Genomic DNA, 14,347 nt, shown 5'->3' with positions numbered 1-14,347 from the left:
CCATCCCTTTCATCGTTTGCACAACAGTTCTGCAACCGAGAGCAGCAAGGCCTCATCGATATCGTGCTGCAGATCGATGGCCAGTCGTTGATGGTAGAAAATCCCCAGATCCAAACCGACACCCAAGGCGCAAACCTTCACGTCGCCCGCACGCTCTCGTGCCGCAAGCACTTGGCGCAGGTGCTGATCCAGATAGTGCTCGTCATTACACTGATGCGTTGCCGTGTCCATGGGGCAGCCATCCGAGATCACCAGCAGAATGCGCCGCCTTGCGGGCCGCGCCATCAGTCGCTGGCAGGCCCATTCCACCGCTTCACCGTCAATCCCTTCGCGAAAGATATCGGGCTTGCGCAGTGCCGCAATACCATGCCGACCTTGACGCCAGGGCTTGGCACCGTCCTTGAAGACAATATGCAGGCGCTCATTGAGACGTCCCGGAAATTCTGGCCGTCCAGCACGCTGCCACTGCCGGCGCGCTCTGCCACCATTCCAGGCCTGCGAGGAAAAGCCCAGTATTTCCACCGTGACGCCGGCCATCTCCAGGGCCCGCCCCAGCAGGTCCAGCAACAGGGACAGTGGCTTGGCATAGGCCTTCATGGAGCCCGAGCAGTCCATGAGAATGGTGACGGCCGTTTCGTTGAGCGGCCGCTGCATCTCATCCTTGAAAATGGCCCGCTGCTGGGGATCAGTCACCAGCTGGGACAGGCGGTTGCCATCCAGATAGCCTTCCTCTTGCCCAAAATTCCAGCCATCGCGCTGCGAAGTGGCCAGGCGCTGCTGCAGATAACGCGCCAGTCGCCCCGCATGCTGCAAGCCGGAGCGGGCCAGTTCCTCATCCATCTGCTCGCGAAATTGCGCCAGCTGCACCGCGCGTATCAATTCACTGGCATTCACTTCTCTATCGAACTCACGCGTAAAAACCCGGTAGCTTTGCGACGTGCTGGCCCAGGCCCGGCTGTCGCCACTTTGTGCCACAGGCAACTCATCCAGACTCTGAGATTCAAAATGCAGCGGCAAGGCAAAATTGCCGCGCCGCTTGGGCCCGCCCGCACCCCGGGGTGCATCTTCCTGTGCTGCACGCACGGCCTGTCCCACCCAGCGGCTGACCGCCATGGCAGGCTCGATAAACTGGAGCTGCAGCCCTCTGCTGCGCCGCAACTGAACCCATTGCGACCCCAAAGGCGCAGCCATGGACAGACGGGTGGACTCCACCAAGTCACTCATGCTCTCCGGCATCTCATGGCCCGTCAGGCGACTCCACGCCGTCACGGCCACCGTGAACAGCAGGATGCCCAGACTGCTTTCCGTTAGTCCTGAATCCACAAAGGCCTGGCACCAGTGCAAAAAGCGCTGGCGCATATTCTCTCTAGCGCCAGGCCAGGCCTCGGGCACCAGGCTTTCCACACGCAACTGCTCCAGCAGCTCGAACACCATGCGCTCAACCGGATCCTTGGGCAAATGCCGCTGATGCAGAACCTCGTCGCTCCAATGCAGGCGCAAGCCCATGCTGTCGAGCAGACCACGCTGGTCCGTCTGTAGCACGGGCACATCGGTATGGTGCGCAGCAAGCGAAGGCAAGGGGTTGGTGCCTCGGTACAGCGTCTGACCGCTCCATTGCAAAGAGCCATCGCCCGTCATGGCGCGCAGCATGGCTCCACCCCAGGCTTCCATCTGGGACAGAGAGGGAGGCATTGAGGTCTCAGTGCGCATGCACAAACGCCAGCACTGGCTCTTCGGGCTGTGCCAGTTCCTGGCCAAAGCAGCGCTGAAAATACTCAGTGACGATGGCGCGCTCTGCAGGCTCGCATTTGTTGAGGAAAGACAGCTCGAAAGCCAGCTTCAAATCATGGAAGATGGAAATATTTTCGGCCCAGGTGATGACCGAGCGCGGCGACATCAACAAGGACAGATCTCCGACGGCAAAGCCCTTGCGCGTCAGCCCGGCCAGCGCCACCATGGCATCCACGTTCTTGCGCCCCTGCGGCGTATCCATCTCCGGTACACGAGCCAGCACAATGGCGACTTCCTCTGCAGGAGGCAGGTAGTTCAGGCTGGTCACCAGATTCCAGCGGTCCAGCTGCGCGTGGTTGAGCAGTTGCGTGCCGTGATAGAGCCCGCTGAGATTGCCCTGACCCAGGGTGTTCATGGTGGCAAACAAACGGAAATACGGATGGGGCTGGATCACCCGCTTTTGATCGAGCATGGTGAAGCTGCCTTCACGCTCCAGCACACGCTGAATGACAAACATCACGTCCGGTCGGCCGGCATCGTACTCATCAAACACGAGCGCCACGGGCCGCTGTAAGGACCAGGGAAGAATGCCCTCCTGGAACTGCGTCACCTGCTTGCCCTCCTGCAGCACGATAGTGTCCTTGCCCACCAGATCCAGGCGGCTGATATGGCCGTCCAGATTCACCCGTATGCAAGGCCAGTTCAGCCTGGCGGCCACCTGCTCTATGTGCGTGGATTTTCCCGTGCCGTGCAGGCCCTGTATGACTACGCGCCGGTTGTGCGCGAAGCCAGCCAGAATGGCTTGCGTCACCTGCGGATTCAGGCGGTAGGCCTTGTCAATGGCCGGAACATGCTCGCCTCGCTCAGCGAAAGCAGGCACGGTCATATCCGTATCAATGCCAAAAACATCACGCACGCTCACCGTTCGGGTGGGCTGCAGCAAGCTCAGATCAGTCATCGTCGGTTTCCGGTAGAACGTCATCATTGATGCGAGCGATCGCCGCGACGGCCGCCTGCAGCTTGGGAAGAAAGGACAGAGCCTTCTCCTTGGAAAAACGCATGATGGGTGCCTGCACGGCCAACCCCATATTGGAGCTGCCGTTGGGTGCCGGCACCAGCACACCCAGGCACAGCAGTCCTGGCAGGAATTCCTCGTTATCGAACGCATAGCCCTGCTCGCGCACCTGCTCCAACTCCTGTTCAAGAGCTTCGAAAGTCGTCAAGGTGTTGCCCGTGAATGCCTCCAGGGGCACGTTGGCCAGCAGCTTGCGCCGCTGCGCCGGTGCCATCTGACTCAGAAACAGCTTGCCCGTGGCCGAGCAGTGTGCCGGCACACGCGAGCCGGGGTGCAGATAAAAGCGCAGCGGTGCCGGCGTCTCCACACGGTCCAGATATAGGACTTCGCTGCCCGAGAAAGCGGTGATGTTGCAGCTCTCGCCCAGCTCGTGCACCAGCTGGGTCAGCACCGCATGCCGCGCGCCGTGCGTGGTGTTGTTAAGCAACACGTTCTCAGCCAGACGCATCAGGCGCTGGCCGGTGCCGTAGTGGCGTCCGTTGCCATCTCTTTGCAGGATGCCCGCGCTTTCCAGCTGCGAAAGCATGCGATGCATGGTCGGCTTGGGCAGCCCCGTCTCTTCCACCATGGTTTGCAAGGTGAAGGGCACGCTTTTCTGGGCCACGGCTTCCAGCAACGCAAACAAACGCAGATTGGGCGTGTCTCCGTCAAGGCGAGCCGGGTTGGTTTCTTCGCTGTTCTTCATATCTTCGTCGATCATAGTAATTTCCATTTTTTGAGTCAATTTATTCCGAAAAAAGAAATTTATTTGCAATGAAACAAGAAAATGCCATAAACTGGCATCGCAATTTCTTTTTTCGAAACTATAAGTTCCAAATTTTCAAAGGAGACAAAGATGGCTGCTACTGACAATCGTAAGGTGGTTGAAGGCGTTCAAAAGATGACCTCTTCGGAAGCATTCGTCGAGACCTGTGTTGCCAACGGCGTCAGCGAAATGTTCGGCATCATGGGCTCGGCCTTCATGGATGCCATGGACATCTTTGCTCCGGCCGGCATTCGCCTGATCCCCGTGGTGCACGAGCAAGGTGCAGCCCACATGGCTGACGGTTATGCCCGTGTCTCCGGTCGCCACGGCGTGGTGATCGGCCAGAACGGCCCCGGCATCAGCAACTGCGTCACCGGTATTGCTGCAGCGTTCTGGGCGCACAGCCCGGTCGTGATCGTGACGCCCGAAACCGGCACCATGGGCATGGGCCTGGGCGGCTTCCAGGAAGCCAATCAGCTGCCCATGTTCCAGGAGTTCACCAAGTATCAAGGCCATGTCTGCAACCCCAAGCGCATGGCCGAGTTCACCGGCCGCGTGTTTGACCGCGCCATGTCTGAAATGGGCCCCACCCAGCTCAACATTCCCCGCGACTATTTCTACGGTGAAATCGAGTGCGAGATTCCCAAGCCCATGCGCGTGGACCGCGGCCATGGCGGCGAGAAAAGCCTGCAGGCCGCAGTGGAGTTGCTCAAGACCGCCAAGTTCCCCGTGATCCTGGCCGGCGGCGGCGTGGTGATGGGCGATGCCGTGCAAGAGGCCCAGCAACTGGCCGAACGCCTGGGTGCGCCTGTAGCCACCGGCTATCTGCGCAACGACGCCTTCCCCGCCAAGCACCCGCTGTGGGCCGGCCCTCTGGGCTATCAAGGCTCCAAGGCCGCCATGAAGCTGATCGCCCAGGCCGACGTGGTGATTGCACTGGGTTCGCGCATGGGTCCCTTCGGCACCCTGCCCCAGCACGGCATGGACTACTGGCCCAAGACCGCCAAGATCATCCAGGTCGAAGCAGACCACACCAATCTGGGCCTGGTCAAGAAGATCTCCGTGGGCATCAATGGCGATGCCAAGGCCGTAGCCGCAGAACTGGTCAAGCGCCTGGCGAACGTGACGCTGGCCTGCGATGCCACCAAGACTGCCCGTGCCGACACCGTGGCCACCGAAAAGCATGCCTGGGAAAAAGAGCTCGACGAGTGGACCCATGAGCGCGATCCCTACAGCTTGGACATGATTGAAGAGGCCAAGAACGAGCGCACGGCCACTGGCGGCACCTATCTGCATCCCCGCCAAGTCCTGCGTGAGCTGGAAAAAGCCATGCCGGCGCGCGCCATGGTGTCTACCGACATCGGCAACATCAACTCGGTGGCCAACAGCTATCTGCGTTTTGACGAGCCACGCAGCTTCTTCGCCCCCATGAGCTTCGGCAACTGCGGCTACGCCCTGCCCACCATCATCGGTGCCAAGTGCGCAGCCCCCGAGCGCCCTGCCATTGCCTACGCCGGTGACGGTGCCTGGGGCATGAGCATGATGGAAATCATGACTGCCGTGCGCCATGACATTCCCGTCACCGCCGTGGTTTTCCACAACCGCCAATGGGGTGCGGAAAAGAAGAACCAGGTGGACTTCTACAACCGCCGCTTTGTGGCCGGCGAGCTGGAAAGCGAGAGCTTCTCCGACATCGCCAAGGCCATGGGTGCCGAAGGCATCGTGGTGGACAACATCGAGGACGTGGGTCCAGCACTGCAAAAAGCCATAGACATGCAGATGAATGAAGGCAAGACCTGCGTGATTGAAATCATGTGCACCCGCGAACTGGGCGACCCCTTCCGCCGTGACGCTTTGGCCAAGCCCGTGCGCTTGCTGGAAAAGTACAAAGACTACGTCTAAACCAGGCAACCCCACGCAGTCCCATGGCGCGGGGTTTTTTCTGACTTTCGACAGGAACCTCAATGGCCTCCATCACCTCCCTCGCCGTGGCAGCCGCCGAGACCACGGCCACGCCCCGCCCCCACCTTCAGCAGCTGCAGGAACGCGCACTCGCCAAAGGCCCTATCACCGTGGCCGTGGCCTATCCCTGCGATGCAGGCTCTCTGCAAGCGGCCATGCAGGCAGCAGACACCGGCCTGATCAAGCCCCTGCTGGTAGGCCCGCCAGAGCGCATTGAAGCCTCAGCCAAAGCCGCCAGACTGGATTTGTCCGGTGCAGAAATTCATGCCACTGCCGACGATGCCAGAGCCGCCGCAGCCCAGGCAGCCGCCCTGTGCCGCGACGGTGTGGCCAGCGCTCTAATGAAAGGCAGCTTGCACAGTGACGACCTGCTGGGCGCTGCCGTGGCGCGTGAGGCTGGCCTGCGTGGCAACTGCCGTGCCAGTCATGTTTTCGTCATGGACATCCCCGGCTACGATCGCCCTTTGTTGATGACGGACTGCGTGGTCAACATTTTCCCCACGCTGATGGACAAGCGGGACATTGCGCAAAACGCAGTGAACCTGGCCCATGCCATAGGCATTGCGCGGCCCCGCGTGGCGGTGCTCTCGGCAGTGGAAACCGTCAACCCCGCCATTCCCGGCACCATTGACGCCGCCGCCTTGTGCAAGATGGCAGATCGCAGCCAGATCACGGGCGGCATTTTTGACGGTCCGCTGGCCTATGACAATGCCATCTCGCTGCATTCGGCCCATACCAAGGGCATAGTCTCCGACGTGGCAGGACGGCCCGACGTGCTGCTGGTTCCTAGCTTGGAAGCCGGCAACATGATTTACAAGCAGCTGGTCTACATGGCCAATGCCGAATGCGCGGGCCTGGTGCTGGGCATGCGCGTACCCATTGTGCTAACCAGCCGCTCGGACTCCGTGGCAAGTCGCATCGCCTCCTGCGCGCTGGCGGTGCTTGCGAGTTCCGCAACCCGAGCTGGCAAGGAGTCGTGACAGGTCCAGCCAACGACTCATTCGCACCCCACTGGTCTAGATGGAGCAAGCACCGCGTGCTCCACGCATTTGGGGCTCTTGCTAGCCCCGAAATTTGTTGATACCTATCGGCCTCACCCTGTATGCACAGCTCCTCGACGCGAGCTATTTTTATGAACCAGGTCGCCAAAACCAAGCCCGACCATTTGTACATAGGCCAGAAAAGACAAAAGCCTTAGAGTATTTCTACTCTAAGGCTTGTATCTGGTGCGGCTGGCAGGAATCGAACCCACGACCCCTTGGTTCGTAGCCAAGTACTCTATCCAGCTGAGCTACAGCCGCATTTGGCGGAGAGGGTGTCCTACAAGACGCCTTAAAAATCAGTGACTTAGAAGGTTATTTTCGACTTGTAGGCCATCCTGTAGGCCTTCCGCATTGCTGCGGTATGACGCTATTGTATGCGATTTGAGCCGCATAAAAAGAAAGAGCGGGAAATCTTCATTCCGCGCGCCTCCCGACCCTAAGCGCCGCGATTGAGCATAGCAGACAGCCCCATGCAGGCATCCTGACATCCTCTAAAGCGAGCTAGCCCATTTTGTGGGCAATATGGGGAAAACTTAATGTTGACCTCCAACACTCCCGCTTTGACACAATCGCACCATGACCGATGAATCCCCGATCCACACAGTCCACAAGCGCGTTTGCCATACCTTTCTGAGGCACTGGAAGGCCCACAACAACGCCTATCCCAAGCTGATCAAGATGACGCCGGAAGAGCTGCGGCAGTTCAACATCGTCAACGCCTTTGCCAAGCCCGATGAAATGTGGGGCGTCCCAATTGAAATCGACCACAACACCACGGGCGTGATGATTGCGGTCGATGGGACGGAAATGCCCTTGGTTGAGGGCTACTGAAGGAAGCCTAGAGCTAAGGCCAACAACTCACACAGCAGACGATGCCTTCTGCTCAAAGTCGCGAAACCTAAATACGCACTTGGGTCTTGGTGGCAACAGTCCCAGTAGACCTCAGATGGAGCACCTCCAGGCCTTCCAGGATCCTTGAGGCGGCTCTCAAGTGATCGACAGCCGACTGCCACTCAAGTGGCACGCTTAGGACTTCCAAAGCAAGCGTGTGAGACGGTGCAGAAGGCTGTTCACCAGCAAGACAGGCGCATCGTGAAGCTACACCAACAAGGCAATCGGCCAATCCTTCTGGTGCAGACTCCATATTCTTGCGCATCACATCCGAGAACGCCTCTCCAAACAGCAAAGAGGATGCATAGAGGCGAATTGCTGCTCGGTCATAACGTGCGGCCGTCTCAACGACTGAACGCTTGGCGAGTCGACCTCGGAGGGACCAACGAGCCTCATACCTCGCGGAGTCGATGCCCGCACTGAGTGCAATGAGACTGGCATGCGCTGCAGAGAAGCGATTTAACGCAGATATCGCTTTGTGGGTGTTTTGATGCTTCAAAGCATCAACGCAATCCTCAAATGAGCGGCTCAGGCCTCGAAACAAGTCACTGGCGGCCACATCAATTTGTCTCACGGGATTGGGCGTCAATAACACTTGGCTAAAAAAGAGGCCGACTGTCACACCGACGACCACATCTTCCAACCTGACCAGACCGGCACTGTGTGGCCCAAGAGCAAGAACGAGAACAGCTGAGCATCCGGCCTGGATCGCTACAACAGCTGCTTGGCCAAAGGCCGCAGCAATAAGGATCGAGAAGAACGTCGCAACAGTCAAACGCAGCAGTGACAAGCCATCTGGGACCAGCAGGCCTTCAGGAAGCAAGAAAAATGCGGCTTCACCAATAACGATACCTGTAGCAACACCAAGCATCAGCCCCACTGCTTGCTTGCCATGGCTGGGCAAGCCAGGAGACAAACAAACAATGGCTGTTACGGCTGCGAACACAGGGTGCGGGTGACCGAATAACCAAATCGCCAGCACCCACGCGATTCCTGCTGCGATAGCGGAAACCGCCGCATCTCGCCAAGCTTGAGCAACGCGATTATTTAAAGTTGACCGAGCAATTCTGAACACGAGAGCGCCTTATTTGCGAAACGCAAAGATATCAATTAGCTATTAGTGTAGCGACACCGATACCTCTTTTATAAGAACCAACGAAGACACATTGAAATCGACCACAACACCACGGGAGTGATGATTGCGGTCGATGGGACGGAAATGCCTTTGGTCGAAGGCTATTGAAAAAGCAACTTGCTCATTGGCCAGCGATGGCCGAGTGCAGTTTGTAGCCCTCCAGCTTCCAGAGCTCGTCGCGCACCTTGCCTTCCGCTTGCTCCCGGGCGTACTTAATACCCTTGGCAGCGTCGAAGTTCTCAGGGCTCACGCATCCGCTGTAGCCGGTGGCCACATAGAAGCGGCCAAGGTAAGCATGGGCGAAGGTGGTGGTTGTGCCCTCAGGCTGGTCATACACCCAGATCAATTTGTCCATCAGCACCTGGATCTGCTCGGCGGTCACGCTAGGCGCGGTCAGGCTTGCGGCCATCGCCACACTCTCAGCTTGCCTCTGGCGAAGATCGTCCCAATGCGTGCCAGCCGCTCCAGCTACGGCAGAAACAATGGGCTTCGGACAGTTGCTGCACGCCATGCTGGTGCTGCAGGTGCAGGTGCAGGTGCAGGTGCAGGTCGCTGCAAGCGTCTGAGAGCTGCGGCCCTGAATTGAGTTGGCCACATCCCGGATAAATGCCCCCAGCTCGGCCGCGTTCTTGGTGTTCACCAAATGAGGCGCCAGCGCATGCACAAGGGAATACTCCAGGTCGTTGCGGTGATCGCGCTGCACCCCGACCACGTTCGACCCTAGTGTGCCGCCCGTCTTGGGCTCCAGATCGTCGCGCAAAACTTGGATCACCACATCGATCTTGGTGTACAGCGCCAGCACGGCCAGGGCCACACAGGAGGCAATGAAGCCGGTCAGCGCAATTCCGCTGGGGTTGGTGTTCACCTTGAAGGCGCAGAACAGCAGGACCGCCAGAATCACGGCGGCGATGCAAAGGAGCATCTTGGGGGATGTGTTGAAAGACAGGTTCACAGGGATCTCCAAAATCCGGCAGCCGGCCGGTGCGGGCCGGAAGGCTTAGAAAGCAGAGATGCGCTCGCCCAGGATCACAGACAGCTCGCGCATCACATCGAGCTGGCGGCGCATGCGGGCCTGCTCGTCCAAGCTCAACTGGCGGAACAAGGCATTGCGATCAATGAACTCGTCCAGCTTGGTGATGCGAACGTCGTTTTCCTGCTTTTCATCCAGCACGCGCTGCTGGTGGGGCGGTACCGTGCAGCCGATAACCTGCCAGTCATCGGCCAAGCAGTCATTGATGCTAGGAACCCAGGTGCTCACTGTCTCGTCCACGTTCTTGATGGCGAGATAAGGGTTGTAGGGAACCATGGCGCCTTCGCCGAAGTGAGTCTTGGCTGCCCCGGTCTGCACCGGGTACTTGGCCGCAGGCACCAGATAGGCGAACATGCCTTTGCCGTTCCAGCCAGCACGCTGCACGCGCTTGCCTGCTTTCAGCTCCTTGAGTGCGTCACCGAAGTTCATTGAGGGTTCTCCTTGATTTGAATTACTGGCCACGCGGCGCGGCAGGTTGCTGCATCAGCTGCGTGTCCATCAGCTCGGATTGCCAGCTCTGTGTATCGCTGGCTGCACTGTCCGAATACGCGACTGAGGGTTGAGGCGTACTCGATGCAGGCGGTGGGGGAAGCGTCGGCCAATCGCTGCTCGGCATCGGACAGTTGCTTGCGCAGGCCGTCACGCTCACTGCGAGCGCGATCAGCAGCAGCCTGCATAGCGGCTTGTTTCTTGATGGCATCGTTGAGGGCTCCTTGGTATTTGTCATTGACCTTGCGTTCCACGGCCAACACGCGCCGAGCGGCGGCGGTGCGTTCATCTGCGATCTGCTCGCGGTACTGGCTGGCCTGCAGGCGCTCGTCGGCCAGATCCGCGCCAAGGCGGGCTGCCTGGAAGTACCAGACGCCAGCGCCAGCAATAAGAGCCGCGGCTAAATGGGTGATGAGGCGCAAGTTCATGGATGGCCTACCGGGTAATTGCGTGAAGGAAGATCCAGAAGGCGCCCCAAAGCGGCGCGCCCATCAGGCAGGCGATGAAGGCGAAGAACAGAAACATCAGCCGGTAAAACGTGGCGCGGCCCGCCGCCACCACACTGCCCAGCCAGGTGTCGGCACTTGGCTTGGACAGCACGGCACCCGACATCTGCAGGCTCAGGCCCGCCGAGCCGCCGGTTTTAATGGCCACCAGCATCGTGGCCGAGCCCGTCGCGGCATCGGCGCTGGCCGGTACCGCGCCCGCAAAGATGCGCAGCTCCAGGTTGCCATCGGCCATCAGGGCAGCCGCCAGACCGGGGCTGGACAGCATGGCAATCGCCGCGCCTGTAGAAATCTTGTTCATCGCTCTCTCCTTATTCCGACGCAGAAACCAGCTCAAACGCTGCCGTCACACGCAGCGTGTCGCCCGCAGTCACATCCTTGGCCGCCGCAAAGCGCGCCGCAGAAATCAGCACACCGGTGCCGCTGCCGCGCGTGGGGCTCGATGCCATGAAGCCGCCATAGATGCGCTTGGATTCGGTAAAGGTGAATTCAGCGCGGGCCGCGGTGTTGTCCACGGCACCAGCGGCCACCACACCCGGCGTGAAGGCGGGGCGGGTGTTGGGCGTATATGCCACCGACTCCCCCAGCGTGGCCACCACGGTGGAAGCCTTGAGGTCATCGGCGGGGTAGCTGTTGTTCTCAAACACGCCCAGATACCAGTTGGCCGAAGGCGCAACGCCCTTGAACGTCACCCCCAGCATGTGGTTGCGGCCTTCAGCCGGCATCAGGTTCTCGACCACTTCGGCGCTCAGCACCTGACCGCCGCGCAGGTGCTCAATCAAATAGGTCACGCCGGTATGGGCGCGCGAGCCCAGGCCAATAGTTTGGGTATTCATCTCAGTACCTCACGATTTCTGCATCCATGGATGCGTGGACAGCCCCACGGGCAATGCCGGGGGACTGGGTTGCAGCGATCACATGGCGCTGACCGCCGCGCTCACGCAAATAGGTGGCGGCACGCTGGCCGCCCTCGATGGCCAGGTTCTCTTCCTGCACATTCATCAGCTGGCCCGCACTGTTGGCGCGCACCAGGCCGTGCTCACTCATCCAGAACACGGTTTCTGGGTTCTTGGGGTGGCAGCTGTCAGAGCCCGGCAGTGCGTCGTAAGGCAAGACCTCCTGCATGTCCGCAATGGAGAGGTCACCCGCAAACCAGTAGGTCCGGCCAGCGGCCACATACACGCCCTGACCACAGGGGCGCACCATGGTGATGGGCGCATCAAAGGCCACATAGCCCGCGACAGGGTCGGCCAGCAGCGGCGCAAAAGCCTGGCTGTAAAACAGCACGTGGCCCCGCGCGCACAGCATGCGGCTCTTGTGGGCGCGCAGGATCTGGCCGGCAGGCAGAGGCATCAGGCCCATGGTTTCTGCCAGCGCGCCGGTATCGGCCTGCGTGGTGATCAGCGCCGCGCCACCAAACTCGGCCATCTCGGCGCGGTGGAACATGGAGCCATTGGGGCCCGTCATGTAGCAGCGCAGCTCCATGCCTGGGGGCACCAAGGGCAAGCCGCGCGCCACCTCCTGCGCCGGCACCGTCTCCATCACCACCAGGTGATGCAATGCCATGGGGCCGACAGCGTGGCGGTCGTTGTCGTACTCGTACCAGCTGCGCCGCACATCGCTTTTACCGGGCTCGCGCAGAATCTCCTCGGTGTAAGCCATGGGCACGCCACGGGCGCGCATCTTGGCCTCGCATTCCGCCAGCACGCTCAGATAGTCGTCGGGCAACTCATCGTCGTCATCGAGGTAAAAGCAGTAAGGCGTCTGCACCTTGGCCAGCGCATCCAGGCGCGCGGAATGCAGGTCAGCGGCAGAGCGCAGCACCTGGGTGCAGCCCAGCACCTGCACACCGGGCAGCACCAGCGTGACAGGCTTGGCAGATAGAACAATGGCCGTGAAAAGAGACATGGCCGCGAGTTTTACGCGGCCATGGATTGGAGTCGAACCCTAGAGGGGTGCTAATGTTGAACGGCTGTTAGCGGCCAGAAGCTGACCTTGAGCCACAACTTAAGTAGTCCGCTCTAGGCTCTTACCTTAATGAAGTTTTACGTAGCTAGTGCTTTCACTTTTTGGATAAACGGCGAACTGTTCGACCAACTTGGCACTTCTTGCATCTAGCCCTCGCACTTCGACCTTTGTTCCGCCGCGTCGTAGTTTGAACACTACCCGGTCAAGTGCCTCAACTGAGGTCAAATCCCAAAACTGAGTCTGGCTCACATCAATACAGATGTACTCCACCGGTTCAAGGTAGTCAAACCTAGCAATGAAGCTTTCAGAAGAGGCAAAAAATACTTGCCCAGAAACAAAATAGGTACGTTGTTTACCGTCTGGGCTGAGGCTTGAGGTGACATCCAAAATACGGCGCACCTTGTGTGCAAAGAACACACCAGACAGAAGAACGCCAGTCAGCACTCCCTTGGCCAAGTCATGGGTTGCAACAGTCACAACGACGGTAGCGAGCATCACAACGCTGGATGTTTTGGGGTGGGCAACCAAGTCCTTGATAGAGCGCCAGTTGAAGGTGCCAATCGACACCATGATCATCACGGCGACCAAGGCGGCCATGGGAATCTGCTTCACCAAATCGCCAAGAAACACAACCAGTATCAGCAACACTACACCTGCGGTCAGCGTAGACAAACGCCCACGCCCCCCAGACTTCACGTTAATGACCGACTGACCAATCATGGCGCATCCGGCCATACCACCCACAAAACCTGTAGCAACGTTGGCGATACCTTGGCCGACGCATTCACGGTCTTTGTTACTCGTAGTGTCTGTCATGTCATCCACGATGGTGGCCGTCATGAGCGATTCCAGCAGGCCCACGACACACAGGGTGGCGGAATACGGCAGGATGATTTGGAGCGTCTCCCAAGTGAAGGGGACATTGGGAATGAAGAAGCTCGGCAGGCTATCAGGGAGTGCGCCCATATCGCCAACCGTGCGAATGTCTAGACCGAGAACCACATAAGCGATGCTTAAAACAATGATGGCAACCAAAGGCGAAGGAACGGCTTTGGTGATGTAGGGCAAGCCATAAATGATGGCAAGCCCTGCAGCCGTCATCGCATAGACATGCCAAGTGACATTGGTCAGCTCCGGCAGTTGAGCCATAAAAATCAATATGGCCAATGCATTCACAAAGCCCGTCACCACGGAACGAGAGACAAACTGCATGAGCTGGCCCAAGCGTAAGAAGCCTGCCAGCATTTGGAGCACACCAGCAAGAATGGTGGCAGCTAGCAAATAGTCCAGTCCATGCTCTTTTACCAGCGTCACCATCACTAAGGCCATAGCGCCGGTAGCGGCTGAAATCATGCCAGGCCGCCCGCCAACAAAAGCAATAAGTGTGGCAATCGCAAAGGAGGCATACAGACCCACCTTGGGGTCAACGCCAGCAATGATGGAAAAAGCAATGGCCTCCGGAATAAGTGCCAAGGCAACAACGACGCCCGCCAGCAAATCGCCACGGACATTAGAGAACCATACGGTTCTGATTTTTTCAATAGACATAGGTATACCACCCTCAGCATAGAGGGGCAGAACGCACCAAAGCAACCTGCATGAAGGGCAGGAGTAGGCGCAATGAAAACGCGAGCAAGCCTATAGCTCTAGCTACAGGCAAGACGAACAGGTGGGGCAAGAAGTAAAGCGTTCTTGCTGCGCTGGTGCCCAGATTAGGGCGGAGTGACGGAGCGGAAGCGTCCGCGAGGCAGGGCTGCGCCCCGGTAATCAAC

The 14,347-nt window shown here is 59.1% G+C and carries 14 protein-coding genes and 1 tRNA gene; 3 read left to right on the top strand and 12 right to left on the bottom strand.

Annotated elements, in window-relative coordinates:
* Positions 1-9: 9 nt before the first annotated feature.
* The 3 genes from CLU84_RS03390 to CLU84_RS03380 are packed head-to-tail and all read right to left on the bottom strand — an operon-like array spanning position 10 to position 3,506.
* Positions 10-1,710 carry a cobalt chelatase gene (locus CLU84_RS03390; RefSeq protein WP_099735942.1) on the bottom strand — a complete coding sequence of 567 codons (1,701 nt, stop codon included), beginning with the start codon at positions 1,708-1,710 and terminating at the stop codon, positions 10-12.
* Positions 1,700-2,689, bottom strand: a complete 990-nt coding sequence (locus tag CLU84_RS03385; RefSeq protein ID WP_099735941.1) for an AAA family ATPase — start codon at positions 2,687-2,689, stop codon at positions 1,700-1,702. The genes CLU84_RS03390 and CLU84_RS03385 overlap by 11 nt, the downstream gene beginning before the upstream one ends.
* On the bottom strand, positions 2,682-3,506 hold the full coding sequence (locus CLU84_RS03380) for an IclR family transcriptional regulator (RefSeq protein ID WP_099735940.1): 825 nt from the start codon (positions 3,504-3,506) through the stop codon (positions 2,682-2,684). The genes CLU84_RS03385 and CLU84_RS03380 overlap by 8 nt, the downstream gene beginning before the upstream one ends.
* Before the next feature lie 135 nt (positions 3,507-3,641).
* Between CLU84_RS03380 and xsc the strand changes: the two genes are divergently transcribed.
* Positions 3,642-5,453, top strand: coding sequence for a sulfoacetaldehyde acetyltransferase (gene xsc / locus CLU84_RS03375; protein ID WP_099735939.1), 1,812 nt, complete (start codon positions 3,642-3,644; stop codon positions 5,451-5,453).
* Between the two features lie 62 nt (positions 5,454-5,515).
* Positions 5,516-6,493: a bifunctional enoyl-CoA hydratase/phosphate acetyltransferase gene (locus CLU84_RS03370; RefSeq protein ID WP_099735938.1), complete on the top strand. Its 978-nt coding sequence runs from the start codon at positions 5,516-5,518 to the stop codon at positions 6,491-6,493.
* A 244-nt stretch (positions 6,494-6,737) separates the two neighbouring features.
* Here CLU84_RS03370 and CLU84_RS03365 read toward each other — a convergent pair.
* Positions 6,738-6,814: transfer RNA gene (locus CLU84_RS03365), tRNA-Arg, on the bottom strand.
* A gap of 318 nt (positions 6,815-7,132) precedes the next feature.
* Between CLU84_RS03365 and CLU84_RS03360 the strand changes: the two genes are divergently transcribed.
* Complete coding sequence (locus CLU84_RS03360) at positions 7,133-7,387, top strand: hypothetical protein (protein WP_099735937.1); 255 nt, start codon at positions 7,133-7,135, stop codon at positions 7,385-7,387.
* Between the two features lie 67 nt (positions 7,388-7,454).
* Here CLU84_RS03360 and CLU84_RS03355 read toward each other — a convergent pair whose 3' ends face one another.
* From CLU84_RS03355 to CLU84_RS03315, 8 genes are all read right to left on the bottom strand, one after another.
* Entirely contained in the window at positions 7,455-8,522 is a 1,068-nt protein-coding gene (locus tag CLU84_RS03355; protein WP_099735936.1) for an aromatic acid exporter family protein, read from the bottom strand.
* A gap of 181 nt (positions 8,523-8,703) precedes the next feature.
* Entirely contained in the window at positions 8,704-9,534 is an 831-nt protein-coding gene (locus tag CLU84_RS22145) for a Gp49 family protein (protein WP_199173679.1), read from the bottom strand.
* Between the two features lie 45 nt (positions 9,535-9,579).
* On the bottom strand, positions 9,580-10,041 hold the full coding sequence (locus CLU84_RS22140) for a DUF2829 domain-containing protein (RefSeq protein ID WP_198460474.1): 462 nt from the start codon (positions 10,039-10,041) through the stop codon (positions 9,580-9,582).
* Complete coding sequence (locus CLU84_RS03335; RefSeq protein WP_099735935.1) at positions 10,038-10,529, bottom strand: hypothetical protein; 492 nt, start codon at positions 10,527-10,529, stop codon at positions 10,038-10,040. The genes CLU84_RS22140 and CLU84_RS03335 overlap by 4 nt, the downstream gene beginning before the upstream one ends.
* A gap of 7 nt (positions 10,530-10,536) precedes the next feature.
* Positions 10,537-10,908, bottom strand: a complete 372-nt coding sequence (locus CLU84_RS03330; protein WP_099735934.1) for a hypothetical protein — start codon at positions 10,906-10,908, stop codon at positions 10,537-10,539.
* 10 nt (positions 10,909-10,918) lie between these two features.
* The gene (locus tag CLU84_RS03325) at positions 10,919-11,443 is read right to left on the bottom strand and encodes a hypothetical protein (RefSeq protein WP_099735933.1); all 525 of its coding nucleotides are present in this window, start codon (positions 11,441-11,443) and stop codon (positions 10,919-10,921) included.
* Between the two features lies 1 nt (position 11,444).
* Positions 11,445-12,515 (bottom strand): hypothetical protein, encoded by a 1,071-nt coding sequence (locus CLU84_RS03320; protein WP_099735932.1) that lies wholly within the window; start codon positions 12,513-12,515, stop codon positions 11,445-11,447.
* 126 nt (positions 12,516-12,641) lie between these two features.
* A complete protein-coding gene (locus tag CLU84_RS03315) occupies positions 12,642-14,123 on the bottom strand; it encodes a SulP family inorganic anion transporter (protein ID WP_003052400.1) in 1,482 nt (493 codons plus the stop codon).
* Positions 14,124-14,347: the final 224 nt, after the last annotated feature.

Origin of the sequence: Comamonas sp. 26, from assembly GCF_002754475.1 — a bacterium.
In the GTDB taxonomy this organism is placed as follows: Bacteria; Pseudomonadota; Gammaproteobacteria; order Burkholderiales; family Burkholderiaceae_C; genus Comamonas.
The sequence above is the reverse complement of the archived record's forward strand: the minus strand, read 5'-3'. Positions and strand labels throughout refer to the sequence as shown.

What these genes read in the sequence shown, in the direction of transcription:
- CLU84_RS03390 (WP_099735942.1), bottom strand. Translation starts at nt 1,710, where the DNA reads ATGCGCACTGAGACCTCAATGCCTCCCTCTCTGTCCCAGATGGAAGCC.
- CLU84_RS03385 (WP_099735941.1), bottom strand. Translation starts at nt 2,689, where the DNA reads ATGACTGATCTGAGCTTGCTGCAGCCCACCCGAACGGTGAGCGTGCGT.
- CLU84_RS03380 (WP_099735940.1), bottom strand. Translation starts at nt 3,506, where the DNA reads ATGATCGACGAAGATATGAAGAACAGCGAAGAAACCAACCCGGCTCGC.
- xsc (WP_099735939.1), top strand. Translation starts at nt 3,642, where the DNA reads ATGGCTGCTACTGACAATCGTAAGGTGGTTGAAGGCGTTCAAAAGATG.
- CLU84_RS03370 (WP_099735938.1), top strand. Translation starts at nt 5,516, where the DNA reads ATGGCCTCCATCACCTCCCTCGCCGTGGCAGCCGCCGAGACCACGGCC.
- CLU84_RS03360 (WP_099735937.1), top strand. Translation starts at nt 7,133, where the DNA reads ATGACCGATGAATCCCCGATCCACACAGTCCACAAGCGCGTTTGCCAT.
- CLU84_RS22140 (WP_198460474.1), bottom strand. Translation starts at nt 10,041, where the DNA reads ATGAACTTCGGTGACGCACTCAAGGAGCTGAAAGCAGGCAAGCGCGTG.
- CLU84_RS03335 (WP_099735935.1), bottom strand. Translation starts at nt 10,529, where the DNA reads ATGAACTTGCGCCTCATCACCCATTTAGCCGCGGCTCTTATTGCTGGC.
- CLU84_RS03330 (WP_099735934.1), bottom strand. Translation starts at nt 10,908, where the DNA reads ATGAACAAGATTTCTACAGGCGCGGCGATTGCCATGCTGTCCAGCCCC.
- CLU84_RS03325 (WP_099735933.1), bottom strand. Translation starts at nt 11,443, where the DNA reads ATGAATACCCAAACTATTGGCCTGGGCTCGCGCGCCCATACCGGCGTG.
- CLU84_RS03320 (WP_099735932.1), bottom strand. Translation starts at nt 12,515, where the DNA reads ATGTCTCTTTTCACGGCCATTGTTCTATCTGCCAAGCCTGTCACGCTG.
- CLU84_RS03315 (WP_003052400.1), bottom strand. Translation starts at nt 14,123, where the DNA reads ATGTCTATTGAAAAAATCAGAACCGTATGGTTCTCTAATGTCCGTGGC.